This window comes from Klebsiella sp. CN_Kp091 (genome assembly GCF_040065095.1).
Lineage (GTDB): Bacteria > Pseudomonadota > Gammaproteobacteria > Enterobacterales > Enterobacteriaceae > Klebsiella > Klebsiella aerogenes.
On sequence record NZ_JBEAIO010000003.1, the window covers coordinates 21214 to 35383 of the forward strand.

Genomic DNA, 14170 nt, shown 5'->3' on the forward strand with positions numbered 1-14170 from the left:
CTGCGAGGTAAGGCGTGAAATTCATCAGTCGTGTTTGTTCATTTGTCGTGTGCGCTCCAGTGAGACGAGGGATTCGTCGGGGCATAGGATAGCCAGGCCTGAGCCTGGATTTCAAGATTATTTTTTCACCATGGCAATAAGGCAAAAAAAAGCCTGCCGGATGGCAGGCTTTTAACCTCTCACGAGATAGTTACTGCAGCAGTGAAATATCCGCAACCTGCAGGAACAGCTCGCGCAGTTTGGACAGCAGCGTCAGACGGTTGATGCGAACATCTTTGTCTTCAGCGTTAACCATCACATTTTCGAAGAACTCATCAACCGGCTCGCGCAGCGCAGCCAGCTCAATCAGCGCATCCTGATAACGGCCTTCGGCGAAGTACGGCTGCAGCTTATCGCGCAGCACCACCAGATTACCGGCCAACTTGATTTCCGCCGCTTCTTTCAGCACCGAGGCATGAACGATATCGTTCAGGGTCTCGTCGGATTTCGCCAGGATGTTGGATACGCGTTTGTTTGCCGCCGCCAGGGCGGAGGACTCTTCCAGCGTACGGAAGTGTGACACGGCCTTCATGCGCGCATCGAAATCCGCCGGGCGGGTCGGACGACGCGCCAGTACCGCCTGGATAGTGTCAACACCGTAGCCTTCGTCCTGATACCAGGCACGGAAGCGGCCCAGCATGAAGTCGATAACGTCATCAACGACGTTGGCGTTAGTCAGCTTCTCACCGTACAGACGCACGGCTTCTTCGGTCAGCGTTTGCAGATCGAGATTCAGGTTCTTCTCAACGATGATACGCAGCACGCCCAGCGCGGCGCGGCGCAGCGCAAACGGGTCTTTATCGCCTTTCGGATGCTGGCCGATACCGAAGATACCCGCCAGAGTGTCCATCTTGTCGGCAATAGCCACCGCGCAGGCGACCGGGTTAGACGGCAGCGCATCGCCGGCAAAACGCGGCTGATACTGCTCGTTCAGCGCCACTGCGACATCTTCCGCTTCGCCGTCATGACGCGCGTAGTGCATACCCATCACGCCCTGCGTGTCGGTAAACTCGAAGACCATGTTGGTCATCAGGTCACACTTGGAGAGCAGACCCGCGCGGGTCGCATGGTTAACGTCAGCGCCAATTTGTTCGGCAATCCAGCCCGCCAGCGCCTGAATGCGATCGGTCTTGTCGCGCAGGGTTCCCAGCTGCTGTTGGAATAGCACGGTTTCCAGACGCGGCAGGTTATCTTCCAGACGTTTTTTACGGTCGGTATTGAAGAAGAACTCGGCATCGGCCAGACGCGGACGAACGACCTTCTCATTACCAGAGATGATCTGTTGCGGATCTTTGGACTCGATATTCGCCACGAAGATGAAGTTCGGCAGCAGTTTGCCGTCATTAGCGTAGACCGGGAAGTACTTCTGGTCGCCCTTCATGGTGTAAACCAGCGCTTCGGATGGCACCGCGAGGAATTTCTCTTCAAACTTCGCCGTCAGCACTACCGGCCACTCGACCAGAGAGGTCACTTCTTCCAGCAGGCTTTCGCTCAGGTCAGCGTTACCGCCAATCTTACGCGCCGCCGCTTCAGCATCCGCTTTGATTTTGGCTTTACGCTCGGCGTAGTCCGCCATCACTTTACCGCGCTCCAGCAGAATCTGCGGATACTGGTCGGCATTGTCGATGGTGAATTCCGGCTCGCCCATAAAACGGTGTCCGCGAATGATACGGTCGGAAGCGATACCCAGAATGGTCGCCGGGATAACCTGATCGCCCAACAGCAGGGTTACGGTGTGTACCGGACGCACGAAGTGAACGTCGGAAGCGCCCCAACGCATCAGTTTCGGGATTGGCAGCTTCGCCAGCGAGGTCGCAACCATGTTCGGCAGCAGCGTTTGCGCGCTTTCACCTTTAACGTGGGCGCGATACAACAGCCATTCGCCTTTATCGGTGGTCAGACGTTCAGCCTGATCGACGGTAATACCACAGCCACGCGCCCAGCCTTCGGCCGCTTTGCTTGGTTTACCTTCCGCGTCAAACGCCTGGGCAATGGCCGGGCCGCGTTTTTCGACTTCACGATCCGGCTGCGAGGCGGCCAGATTCGCCACTTTCAGCGCCAGGCGGCGCGGCGCGGCAAACCATTCGACGGCGCCGTGCGCAAGGCCAGCGTTGTCCAGTTCCGCAGTAAAGTTGGCAGCGAAGGATTCAGCCAGGCTGCGCAGTGCTTTTGGTGGCAGCTCTTCGGTGCCGATCTCCACCAGGAAAGTTTTCTCAGACATGGCCGCCTCTTATTTATCTTTGTTGCACATCGGGAAGCCAAGGGCCTCACGGGAAGCATAGTAAGCTTCTGCCACTGCTTTAGTCAGGGTGCGAATGCGCAGAATATAGCGCTGACGCTCGGTGACGGAGATGGCTTTACGCGCATCCAGCAGGTTAAAGCTATGGGCGGCTTTAAGAATACGTTCGTAGGCTGGCAGCGGCAGCGGGTTTTCCAGCGCCAGCAGTTGCTGCGCTTCTTTCTCATACTGCTCGAAGCAGGTGAACAAGAAGTCTACGTCCGCATATTCAAAGTTATAGGTGGATTGTTCCACTTCGTTCTGGTGGAACACGTCGCCGTAGGTGGTTTTGCCCAGCGGACCATCGCTCCAGACCAGATCGTAGACGCTGTCCACGCCCTGGATGTACATCGCCAGACGCTCCAGGCCGTAAGTGATTTCACCGGTCACCGGTTTACATTCCAGGCCGCCAACCTGCTGGAAGTAAGTGAACTGCGTCACTTCCATACCGTTCAGCCACACTTCCCAACCCAGCCCCCAGGCGCCCAGCGTCGGGTTTTCCCAGTTATCTTCAACGAAGCGGATATCGTGGATAGTCGGGTCCATACCCAGCTCTTTCAGAGATCCGAGGTACAGCTCCTGAATGTTGTCCGGAGACGGCTTAATCACCACCTGGAACTGGTAATAGTGCTGTAAGCGGTTCGGGTTTTCGCCATAGCGACCGTCGGTCGGGCGACGAGATGGCTGCACGTAAGCGGTCGCCATCGGCTCTGGCCCCAACGCGCGTAAGCAGGTCATCGGGTGGGAGGTGCCGGCGCCGACTTCCATGTCCAGTGGTTGAACAATGGTGCAGCCCTGACGAGCCCAGTAATCCTGTAAGGTCAGGATCAGGCCCTGGAAGGTCCTGGTATCAAACTTTTGCATATTATTTCGTGCTGGATACGTGTGGATTTAAAGGAAGGGATCAGTATACCCGCTGGCTGCGAGATATACAGTATGAAACGCCTTTGTTTAGCGAAATTTGAGCAAAGCGGCGCCATCATGCGGCGTTTAAGCCGCATTTAGCGCATAGAAAGATGCAAAAACTGGCCGTCCGGATCAAAAGAACAGATAAAACGCTCATTCCGCGAAGTCAGGCCGGAAAGCTCATAGCTTGCCTGGAACTGCTCGAAATGATTAACGTCGACGCGACGAGTGTCTGTGCTATAACGTAACGCCGCCTGATCCTTGCATAGTTTCTCCATGTTCAGCGTCGTTTGCGGCGTGATACGTGCCTTTTGCGCTTTTTGGACAGGTTGAGCAGGTGTCTGGCTGCAGCCAACCAGCAGCAGCGCCACCAGGGCAGATACGAAATATTTCATCACCATTTTTCTCAACCGCCTTGTTAGCCAATTGTTATCGTGCAGACCATGTAAAACCAGACAAACATTTTGCGAATCTCGCGGATGCTCTACAAGAGTGTGGCGATAAACTCAGAATATTCCATTGTGATGACGACAAACTACGGGAGTCAGACTCTTTTTACGCAAGGGCCAATGAGGTACAGATGCAGGAAAAAATAAGCTGGATTACCAACTTGCGCGGCATAGCATGTCTGATGGTCGTGATGATTCACAGCACCACCTGGTACATTACCCATCCTCATAGCATCAGCTTGTTTGAATGGAATATCGCTAATCTGCTTAACTCGGCATCGCGCGTCAGCGTCCCGCTTTTTTTCATGATTTCAGGTTATCTGTTTTTTGGCGAGCGCAGCGCCCAGCCGCGCCATTATCTGCGCATCGGGCTGTGCATCCTGTTCTACAGCGCGCTGGCGCTGCTCTATATCACCCTGTTTACCCATATCAACGTTGAGCTGTCATTAAAAAATTTACTGCAAAAGCCGGTGTTTTATCACCTGTGGTTTTTCTTTGCCATTGTGGTGATTTATCTACTCTCGCCGCTGATTCAGGTGAAGCAGGTCAGCGGCAAAATGCTGCTGGCGCTGATGCTGGTGATTGGCCTCATCGCCAACCCTAATACGGTAAGTATTAAAGCCGGCGGCATTGAATGGCTACCGATCAATCTTTATATCAACGGCGATACCTTTTACTACGTACTGTACGGGATACTGGGCCGGGCGATCGGCGCCATGAACACCGACCGAAGAGGATTAACCCTGCTGTGCGCGCTGCTGTTTACCGCCGCGGTGTGGATCATTTCACGCGGCACGCTGCATGAACTGCAATGGCGCGGTGATTTCGGCGATACCTGGTATCTGTACTGCGGGCCGGCAGTGTTTGTCTGCGCGACCTCGTTGCTTACGCTGGGCAAAAACGTCCTCAATAGCCGTGAGCTTCCGGGTATTGCGTTAATTTCCAGACATTCATTAGGCATTTATGGTTTTCACGCGCTGTTTATACACGCGCTACGCGCAAGTGGCCTGGAACTTAACCGCTGGCCATTACTGGATATTGCATGGATTTTCGCCGCCGCGCTGTTGGGTAGCCTGGCGCTATCTATACTGGTTCAACGAATTGACCGTCGCCGGTTAGTGAGCTAAAAAAAGCGCCCGCCGTTTAACGCGGGCGCCGTCGATTACTCCGCGGTCTCTTCTGTTACTGCGCTCCCCTCACTTAGCGGCGAGCGATCCCAGGCATCGCGAATATTCTTCTGTATGGCTACCGCGCCGAACAGGCTCAAAAAGAATGCCAGGCCATAAAAGCCTTTCTCGCTTAGCATCAGCGTTGCGTTCCACAATCCCACCACCAGCAGACCCACCGCAATCACGAAAGCGATCAAGCAGGACATGTAATACATAGCGGTGGTTGGAATTTTGTCGTATTTATCACGAACCGTTTTCTGATAAGAAGCGGCGGAAAAAAGACCCAGCACCAATACGGCAAAATAGTAGCCCTTTTCATTGAGCTCCATTGGCGCATTCCACAGGCCAATCAAATACACGAGGATACCGCCCACCAGCGCAATCCATGAGATTAGGTGAAACGCGGGTGAATATGTCGTCGCTTTCATTTCCATTGCTGACTACCTCTCTTCGCTGTCGACTGACAGCTTATTCCACTGAGCTATTGCGAGCTTTATCCGCGAGTCTGGCGGGATAAGATATCGCTGAAGCGCCATACATACAGACAAACCATGCCACCACGTAGATGCTTTTTTCACGCCACGGCGCCGGGACAAACCAGGCGCCGACCAGCAGCAATCCCACCGATAGCAACAGCACCAGCCGGCACAGAGAGATAAAATCATCGTCTCGCTGCGCTTCCAGCTCCGTTCGCTGATGCGTAAGTACGGCAAACATTCCCATCACCAGTACACCAAGAAAGTAACCTTTGCCGCTGAATAGCGGGCACGTTCGCCAGATACCGATTAAGTAAACCAGCGAGCCCAGCAGCATGACTAATCTTGCCGTCGTACGTTTTAATTTCATTGCGCCTCCCTGGCCATGGTAGCGCTCATTATGACCGGGGAATTGCCGGTTGCGGCAGTTTCCGCAAATTGAAACCCACAATTCGGAATAAATAAATATGTGAATTAAATCAATGCAAAGCGAATCATTCAGAAAGGAAATTCGCCCCAATAAATGGGGCGAGAACAACTTATGACATCAGTGGCTTAAGCTGCTGATAGATCTGGCGGAACGTTTCACGACGCGGCGCATAACGGGCAAACCGTTGAGCATCAGGCAGGTGCGCCTGCTCCAGCGGCAGCTGCGGTAGGAGGTCAGAGAAAGCCGCATCGTGATGAACGCCCAACTGCGCCAACCTTGCCGCGCCTAACGCCGGGCCGACATCGCCGCCGGTGCGGAAATCCAGCTGTTGTCCGCTGATATCGGCAAGCATTTGCCGCCAGTATGCGCTGCGCGCGCCGCCGCCGATAAGGGTGACGCTGTCTGGCTTCACACCACAGGAGTGCACAACATCCATACCGTCAGCCAGCGCGTAACCCACCCCCTCAAGCACCGCCCGCGCCAGTTCGGCGGGACCATGTTGATGGGTAAGGCCGAAGAACACGCCTTTAGCCTGCGGATTGTTGTGCGGCGTACGCTCGCCGGAAAGATAAGGCAAGAACCACACCGGGTCGGCATTGTCATCCGCCGACTGCGCCGCGGCGATCATCGCCGGTACGCTGCCGAGGCCGGTCAGCTTTGCCGCCCAATCCAGACAAGACGCGGCGCTGAGCATCACCGACATCAGGTGCCAGCGGCCCGGCAGGGCGTGGCAGAAACTATGCACCGCGCTTTCCGGTTTACTCAGAAAACCATCGCTGACGGCGAAATAGACGCCTGAGGTCCCCAGCGATAACATCGCCTGACCGGCATCGGCCATGCCAACACCGACAGCGCCTGCCGCGTTATCACCGCCGCCCGCTACCACCAGCGCCCGCGGCATATTCCAGGCCTGGGCTACCTCAGCACGCAGTCGGCCGGTCACTTCGCAGCCTTCAAAAAGGGCCGGCATATTGTCACGGCCGAGCCCGCAGGCGGCGAGCATCTCATCGCTCCAGTCGCGTCGCGCGACGTTCATCCACATCGTGCCGGCGGCGTCGGACATATCGCTGGCGAATTCGCCGCTCATGCGTAGCCGCAGATAATCTTTCGGCAACAGGACCTTATCGACCTGTTTAAAAATTTCGGCTTCGTGACGCTGTACCCACAGCAGCTTCGGCGCCGTAAAACCCGGCATCATCAGGTTGCCGGTGATTTGCCGCGAAGCGCCGACTTTTTCTTCCAGCAGCATGCACTCTTCGCCGCAGCGGCCATCATTCCACAAAATCGCCGGACGCAGGACCCGCTGCTGTTTGTCGAGCAGCGTGGCGCCATGCATCTGTCCGGCAATCCCTAAAGCTTTTACCTCGCGCAGGGAATGTTGCGCGCCCAGCGCTTGCATCGCGGTATTCGTCGCCTGCCACCACTGTTCGGGATCTTGTTCGGACCAGAGCGGATGCGGGCGCGAGACGGTCAGTTTTTCGGTATGCGTCGCCAGTACGTCGCCCTGTTCGTTGAGCAGAATGGCTTTTACGCCCGAGGTCCCTAAATCAATCCCGATATACATGCAGCGTCTCCTTAACACGAACGCCACGGCAAAGCGTGGCGCAGCAAAAATGGTTACAGCCAGCGCCCGGATTTACCGGGCGCTTTCGTCGGCATTACTTATCGAACAGGTAATGATTCACCAGGTTTTCCAGCAGTTCCTGGTGCCCGCTGTGGTGCTGCGGCGCCAGGTTGTGCTGAGTCGCATAGTGCGCGATGTCGGTCAGGGTCATCTGGCCTGTGAGGATCTGCTGGCCCAATTCACCGTTCCAGCCGGCGTAGCGTTTCGCCACGCGTTTATCCAGCTCGCCGTCTTCAATCATGCGCGCCGCAACTTTCAGCGACAGCGCCATGGTGTCCATCGCGCCGATATGACCGTAGAACAGGTCGTATTTGTCGGTGCTCTGGCGACGAACTTTAGCATCAAAGTTCAGGCCGCCGGTGGTGAAGCCGCCCGCTTTGAGGATCTCATACATCACCAGGGCGTTCTCTTCCACGCTATTCGGGAACTGGTCGGTATCCCAGCCCAGCTGCGCATCGCCGCGGTTAGCATCAACCGAACCGAACAGGCCCAGCGCAATAGCCGTGGCGATCTCGTGGTGGAAAGAGTGGCCGGCAAGGGTGGCGTGGTTGGCTTCAATGTTCAGTTTAATCTCTTTTTCCAGACCAAACTGTTTCAGGAATCCGTAAACCGTGGAGGCATCATAATCATATTGATGCTTGGTCGGCTCCTGCGGCTTCGGCTCGATCAGCAGGGTGCCCTGGAAACCAATTTTGTGTTTGTGTTCAACCACCAGTTGCATAAAGCGGCCAATCTGCTCGCGCTCCTGACGCAGATCGGTATTAAGCAGGGTTTCGTAGCCTTCGCGACCGCCCCACAGCACGTAGTTTTCACCGCCCAACTTGTGGGTCGCATTCATTGCGGTAACTACCTGAGTCGCCGCCCAACTGAAGACTTCCGGATCGGGGTTCGTCGCCGCGCCTGCGCCATAACGTGGGTTGGTAAAGCAGTTTGCCGTCCCCCACAGCAGTTTCACGCCGCTCTGCTGCTGTTTTTCCGCCAGCACGTCCACCATCTGAGCAAAGTTGTTGCTGTACTCTTTCAGCGAAGCGCCTTCCGGGGAAACGTCGACATCATGGAAGCAGTAATACGGCACATTCAACTTATGGAAAAACTCAAATGCCACTTCGGCTTTACGTTTCGCCATTTCCAGCGCTTCGCCCGGCTGCTGCCATGGACGATCGAAGGATCCCACGCCAAACATATCCGCGCCATTCCAGCAGAAAGTGTGCCAGTAGCAGGCGGCGAAACGCAGGTGGTCTTCCATGCGCTTACCCAGTACTAATTCATCCGGATTGTAGTGACGAAAAGCCAGCGGGTTAGTCGATTTCGGGCCTTCATAACGAACGCGATCGAGTTGATCGAAATAGGTTTGCATAGAGAACTCCATATTCAGGGGTGCGGCGAGTAACAAGTGATACGCCAATATAGAATTCCATTTTCATCTTCCTCAATTACGTTATTTCACACCGCCATTGAGAGAATCCACAAACGTGCGCCAGCTCGCAAAAACAATTCCTCTTTGCATCATTTCTGGAACCCTATGATGGAAGAAGAATGAAATAACCTGCATACTCTTGAATAAAATACGATCGCGGTCATAAATTACGAAACAAACTAAATTTCATAATGCGAAAATAAGAACAGGTAATTGCCAGCCCTCGCTTCCCCGTTAAGAATCTGCAACGTATCTGCAACCTGAAGTTTATTCCTGTTCGCCTTACCTACCCTTTGAAAAGGTATCGTTATTATGAAGATAAAGAACCTTTGCCTTACGCTCTGCGCCTCATCGCTCCTTCTCGCCAGCATGGCGGGTATGGCTAAAGAAGTTAAGATTGGGATGGCCATCGACGATCTTCGTCTGGAACGTTGGCAAAAAGATCGCGATATTTTCGTTAATAAAGCGGAATCCTTAGGCGCCAAAGTATTTGTGCAGTCCGCCAATGGCAACGAAGAAACGCAAATGTCGCAAATTGAAAATATGATCAACCGCGGCGTCGATGTTTTAGTGATTATTCCTTACAACGGCCAGGTGCTCAGCAACGTTATTAAAGAAGCGAAACAAGAAGGAATTAAAGTTCTCGCCTACGATCGCATGATTAATAATGCTGACATCGATTTTTATATTTCTTTCGATAATGAAAAAGTCGGTGAAATGCAGGCCAAAAGCCTGGTCGACAAAGTGCCGCAGGGAAATTATTTCCTGATGGGTGGCTCGCCGGTGGATAATAACGCCAAATTGTTCCGCGCCGGTCAGATGAAGGTGCTCAAACCTTATGTTGATGACGGCAAAATTAAGATCGTCGGCGATCAGTGGGTCGACGGCTGGCTGCCGGAAAACGCGTTAAAAATCATGGAAAACGCGCTAACGGCGAATAACAACAAAATTGACGCGGTAGTGGCTTCCAATGATGCGACCGCCGGCGGCGCTATCCAGGCGCTAAGCGCCCAGGGGCTGGCGGGTAAAGTCGCCATTTCCGGGCAGGATGCCGATCTGGCTGGCGTGAAACGTATTATTTCCGGCACCCAGACGATGACCGTTTATAAACCGATTACCACGCTTGCCACTAACGCTGCCGAAATCGCCGTTGAATTAGGTAATGACCAGCAACCCAAGGCCGACGCCACGTTGAATAACGGCTTAAAAGATGTCCCTTCGCGCCTGTTAACACCAATTGAAGTCAATAAAGAGAATATTGACGCCACGGTGATTAAAGACGGTTTCCACAAAAAGAGTGAACTGTAATGGCTGACGCCCCGCCTCGGGGCGTCGTTTTCGTCCTGCCGGATATCGCTTTTGCGGAGTCTCTATGTCCTGGTTACTCGAAATGAAGAACATCACCAAAGCCTTCGGCGCGGTTAAGGCCGTGGATAACGTCAGCCTGCGGCTGAATGCCGGGGAAGTGGTGTCGTTATGCGGTGAAAATGGTTCGGGAAAATCGACGCTAATGAAAGTGCTGTGCGGCATCTATCCACACGGCAGTTACGAAGGTGAAATCATTTTCGCCGGCGAGTCGCTGCAGGCGAATCATATTCGCGATACCGAGCGCAAAGGTATCGCCATTATTCACCAGGAGCTGGCGTTGGTGAAACATCTCACGGTGTTGGAAAATATCTTTCTCGGCGCCGAGATCTCACGCCATGGCCTGCTGGATTACGAAACCATGACCCTGCGCTGCCAGAAACTATTAGCGCAGGTGAATTTATCGATCTCGCCCGATACCCGCGTTGGCGATTTAGGCCTCGGCCAGCAGCAGTTGGTCGAGATCGCCAAGGCGCTGAATAAACAGGTACGGCTGCTGATCCTCGATGAACCCACGGCATCGTTAACCGAACAAGAAACCGCGACGCTGCTGGCGATTATTCGCGATCTGCAAAACCACGGCATCGCCTGTATTTATATTTCGCACAAGCTCAATGAAGTTAAAGCCATCTCCGACACTATCTGCGTGATACGTGACGGCCAGCATATTGGCACCCGCGACGCCAGCGGGATGAACGAAGATGACATCATCACCATGATGGTCGGGCGCGAACTCACGGCCTTGTATCCAAACGAACCACATAATCATGGCGATGAGATATTGCGGGTCGAGCATCTCACCGCCTGGCACCCGGTTAACCGCCATATCAAGCGCGTCAACGACGTGTCGTTTTCCCTCCGCCGCGGCGAAATCCTCGGCATCGCCGGGTTAGTCGGGGCCGGGCGCACCGAGGCGGTACAGTGTCTGTTTGGCGTCTGGCCGGGGCGCTGGCAGGGAAGCATCTTTATCGACGGACAGCCGGTAACGATTAAAAACTGCCAACAGGCGATTGCCCATGGTATCGCCATGGTGCCGGAAGACCGCAAAAAAGACGGCATCGTGCCGGTGATGGCAGTCGGCAAGAACATCACTCTCGCGGCGTTAAATCAGTTCACCGGCCCGGCGAGCAGCCTCGACGACGCCGCGGAGCAGCACTGCATTCAGCAATCGATTCAGCGGCTGAAAATCAAAACGTCATCGCCGGATCTGGCGATTGGCCGCCTGAGCGGCGGCAATCAACAAAAGGCGATTCTGGCCCGCTGCCTGCTGCTCAACCCGCGCATTTTGATCCTCGATGAACCAACCCGCGGCATCGATATCGGCGCGAAATACGAAATCTACAAGCTTATCAATCAACTGGTGCAGCAAGGCATCGCCGTCATCGTGATCTCATCCGAATTGCCTGAAGTGCTCGGGCTAAGCGATAGGGTACTGGTGATGCACGAAGGCAAGCTTAAGGCCAATTTGCATAATCAAGGTCTGACCCAGGAACAGGTGATGGAAGCCGCGCTGAGGAGCGAACGCCATGTCGAAAAACACGTCGTCTGAAATCAAACTTACCCCATCCGCCCCTGCCGCTTTCCCGGCGCTGAAAGGGCTTAACCTCCAGGTTTTCGTGATGATCGCCGCGATTATCGCCATTATGCTGTTCTTTACCTGGGTTACCGACGGCGCCTATTTGAGCGCGCGTAATATTTCCAACCTCCTGCGGCAAACCGCCATCACCGGCATCCTCGCCGTCGGCATGGTGTTCGTGATCATTTCGGCGGAAATCGACCTCTCCGTCGGCTCAATGATGGGTTTGCTCGGCGGGGCGGCGGCGATTTTCGACGTTTGGCTCGGCTGGCCGCTGCCGCTCACCATTCTCGTTACGTTGGTCATGGGGCTACTGCTCGGCGCGTGGAACGGATGGTGGGTCGCCTATCGCAAGGTGCCCTCTTTCATTGTGACCCTTGCCGGCATGCTGGCGTTTCGCGGAATTTTAATCGGCATTACCAACGGTACCACCGTCTCGCCCACCACGCCGGCGATGTCGCAAATCGGTCAAAGTTATTTACCGGACGGTATCGGCTTTGGAATCGGCGTTATTGGCATGGCGACTTTTATCATCTGGCAATGGCGCGGTCGGATGCGCCGACAGGCGTTAGGGCTGGCGACCACCAGTTCTGGCGGCGCCGTTGGCCGTCAGACCATCACCGCGGTTATCGTGCTGGGCGCTATCTGGCTGCTCAATGATTATCGCGGCGTGCCGACGCCGGTACTCATACTCGCCGCCCTGCTGCTGGCGGGCATGTTTATGGCGACCCGTACCGCTTTTGGCCGCCGCATCTATGCCATTGGCGGTAATCTGGAAGCGGCCCGCCTCTCCGGGATTAACGTCGAGCGCACCAAGCTTGCGGTCTTCGCCATTAACGGCCTGATGGTCGCTATCGCCGGGTTGATTCTCAGCTCGCGACTGGGAGCGGGATCGCCTTCTGCCGGTAATATCGCCGAACTCGACGCCATCGCCGCCTGCGTGATTGGCGGCACCAGTCTGGCCGGCGGCATCGGCAGCGTGGCAGGGGCGGTAATGGGGGCGTTTATTATGTCGGCGCTGGATAATGGCATGAGCATGATGGACGTCGCCACCTTCTGGCAATACATCGTTAAGGGCGCCATTTTACTATTGGCGGTCTGGATGGATTCGGCTACCAAACGGAGAACATAACGGTATCACGATGAAAAATGCCCGAATAACTTGCGCCACCGCCAAACTTCGCCATAAGGCGCTTGAAATAATTCGGGCATTAGCCGGTATTGTATGACCGGGGTAAGAGCAGGAATATCATCTATGTTTGAAAAGCGTCACCGCATTACGCTGTTATTCAACGCCAACAAAGCCTATGACCGTCAGGTGGTTGAAGGCGTTGGCGAATATCTGCAGGCATCGCAGCTGGAATGGGATATTTTTATCGAAGAGGATTTTCGCGCGCGTATTGAAAACATCAAAGAGTGGCTGGGTGATGGCGTTATCGCCGATTACGACGACCCGGAGATAGAAAAACTGCTGGCAGATGTCAAAGTACCGATTGTCGGCGTCGGCGGCTCCTATCATCAACCAGAGTGCTACCCGTCAGTCCACTATATCGCCACCGATAATGCCGCGCTGGTCGAAAGCGCGTTCCTGCATCTGAAAGAAAAAGGGGTGAACCGTTTCGCTTTTTACGGGCTGCCGACCTCCAGCGGCAAGCGCTGGGCGAGGGAGCGCGAACATGCCTTCTGCCAGCTAGTCGCCAAAGAGAAATACCGTGGCGTCGTCTATCAGGGGCTGGAGACCGCGCCGGAAAACTGGCAGCATGCGCAAAATCGGCTCGCCGATTGGCTGCAAACGCTGCCGCCGCAAACCGGCATTATCGCCGTGACCGATGCCCGCGCCCGTCACGTCCTGCAGGCCTGCGAGCTGCTGCATATTCCGGTGCCGGAAAAACTGTGCGTCATCGGTATCGATAACGAAGAATTGACCCGCTATCTCTCCCGCGTCGCGCTCTCTTCCGTGGCGCAGGGTACCCGGCAGATGGGCTACCAGGCGGCGAAACTCCTGCATCGATTACTGGAAAACGAAGCGCTACCGCTGCAGCGGCTGCTGGTGCCGCCGATGCGCGTCATTGAGCGGCGCTCCACCGATTATCGCTCGCTCACCGACCCTGCGGTGATTCAGGCGATGCATTACATCCGCAATCACGCCTGCAAAGGCATTAAGGTTGAGCAGGTGCTCGATGCCGTCGGTATTTCCCGATCGAATCTGGAGAAACGCTTTAAAGAAGAGGTCGGGGAAACCATCCACACGGTGATCCACAGCGAAAAGCTGGAAAAAGCGCGCAGCCTGCTGGTCTCCACCACGCTATCGATAAACGAAATTTCGCAGATGTGCGGTTATCCGTCGCTGCAGTATTTCTATTCGGTGTTTAAGAAAGAGTACGATGTGACGCCGAAAGAATACCGCGATCGGCACAGTGAAGTGATGATGTAGCGGGAAA

12 protein-coding genes are annotated in these 14170 nt (G+C 54.9%); 5 read left to right on the forward strand and 7 right to left on the reverse strand.

Annotated elements, in window-relative coordinates:
- Positions 1–190: 190 nt before the first annotated feature.
- The 3 genes from glyS to ABLV17_RS02245 all read right to left on the reverse strand — a co-directional run bounded on the left by glyS (position 191) and on the right by ABLV17_RS02245 (position 3618).
- Positions 191–2260 carry a glycine--tRNA ligase subunit beta gene (gene glyS / locus ABLV17_RS02235; RefSeq protein WP_020077709.1) on the reverse strand — a complete coding sequence of 690 codons (2070 nt, stop codon included), beginning with the start codon at positions 2258–2260 and terminating at the stop codon, positions 191–193.
- 9 nt (positions 2261–2269) lie between these two features.
- The gene (gene glyQ, locus ABLV17_RS02240; protein WP_001168551.1) at positions 2270–3181 is read right to left on the reverse strand and encodes a glycine--tRNA ligase subunit alpha; all 912 of its coding nucleotides are present in this window, start codon (positions 3179–3181) and stop codon (positions 2270–2272) included.
- Positions 3182–3318: 137 nt separating this feature from the next.
- A complete protein-coding gene (locus tag ABLV17_RS02245) occupies positions 3319–3618 on the reverse strand; it encodes a YsaB family lipoprotein (RefSeq protein WP_162750193.1) in 300 nt (99 codons plus the stop codon).
- A gap of 185 nt (positions 3619–3803) precedes the next feature.
- Between ABLV17_RS02245 and ABLV17_RS02250 the strand changes: the two genes are divergently transcribed.
- Positions 3804–4799 (forward strand): acyltransferase, encoded by a 996-nt coding sequence (locus ABLV17_RS02250; protein WP_113374014.1) that lies wholly within the window; start codon positions 3804–3806, stop codon positions 4797–4799.
- A 35-nt stretch (positions 4800–4834) separates the two neighbouring features.
- On the opposite strand, the gene yiaA is transcribed toward ABLV17_RS02250, so the two are convergent.
- The 4 genes from yiaA to xylA form a co-directional block, all read right to left on the reverse strand.
- The gene (gene yiaA / locus ABLV17_RS02255) at positions 4835–5275 is read right to left on the reverse strand and encodes an inner membrane protein YiaA (protein WP_348854065.1); all 441 of its coding nucleotides are present in this window, start codon (positions 5273–5275) and stop codon (positions 4835–4837) included.
- A 34-nt stretch (positions 5276–5309) separates the two neighbouring features.
- A complete protein-coding gene (gene yiaB / locus ABLV17_RS02260; RefSeq protein ID WP_213794189.1) occupies positions 5310–5687 on the reverse strand; it encodes an inner membrane protein YiaB in 378 nt (125 codons plus the stop codon).
- Positions 5688–5856: 169 nt separating this feature from the next.
- Positions 5857–7311, reverse strand: coding sequence for a xylulokinase (gene xylB / locus ABLV17_RS02265; protein WP_213794190.1), 1455 nt, complete (start codon positions 7309–7311; stop codon positions 5857–5859).
- Between the two features lie 94 nt (positions 7312–7405).
- Positions 7406–8728 carry a xylose isomerase gene (gene xylA, locus ABLV17_RS02270; RefSeq protein WP_015703780.1) on the reverse strand — a complete coding sequence of 441 codons (1323 nt, stop codon included), beginning with the start codon at positions 8726–8728 and terminating at the stop codon, positions 7406–7408.
- Positions 8729–9100: 372 nt separating this feature from the next.
- On the opposite strand from xylA, the gene xylF reads away from it, so the two are divergent.
- From xylF to xylR, 4 genes are all read left to right on the forward strand, one after another.
- Positions 9101–10096, forward strand: coding sequence for a D-xylose ABC transporter substrate-binding protein (gene xylF, locus ABLV17_RS02275; RefSeq protein ID WP_087858966.1), 996 nt, complete (start codon positions 9101–9103; stop codon positions 10094–10096).
- Positions 10097–10160: 64 nt separating this feature from the next.
- Positions 10161–11702, forward strand: a complete 1542-nt coding sequence (locus tag ABLV17_RS02280) for a xylose ABC transporter ATP-binding protein (RefSeq protein ID WP_213794191.1) — start codon at positions 10161–10163, stop codon at positions 11700–11702.
- A complete protein-coding gene (xylH, locus tag ABLV17_RS02285; RefSeq protein ID WP_213794192.1) occupies positions 11680–12861 on the forward strand; it encodes a xylose ABC transporter permease XylH in 1182 nt (393 codons plus the stop codon). Before ABLV17_RS02280 ends, xylH begins: the two co-directional genes overlap by 23 nt.
- A 123-nt stretch (positions 12862–12984) precedes the next feature.
- On the forward strand, positions 12985–14163 hold the full coding sequence (gene xylR, locus ABLV17_RS02290; RefSeq protein WP_348854066.1) for a D-xylose utilization transcriptional activator XylR: 1179 nt from the start codon (positions 12985–12987) through the stop codon (positions 14161–14163).
- The last annotated feature ends 7 nt before the right edge of the window (positions 14164–14170 follow it).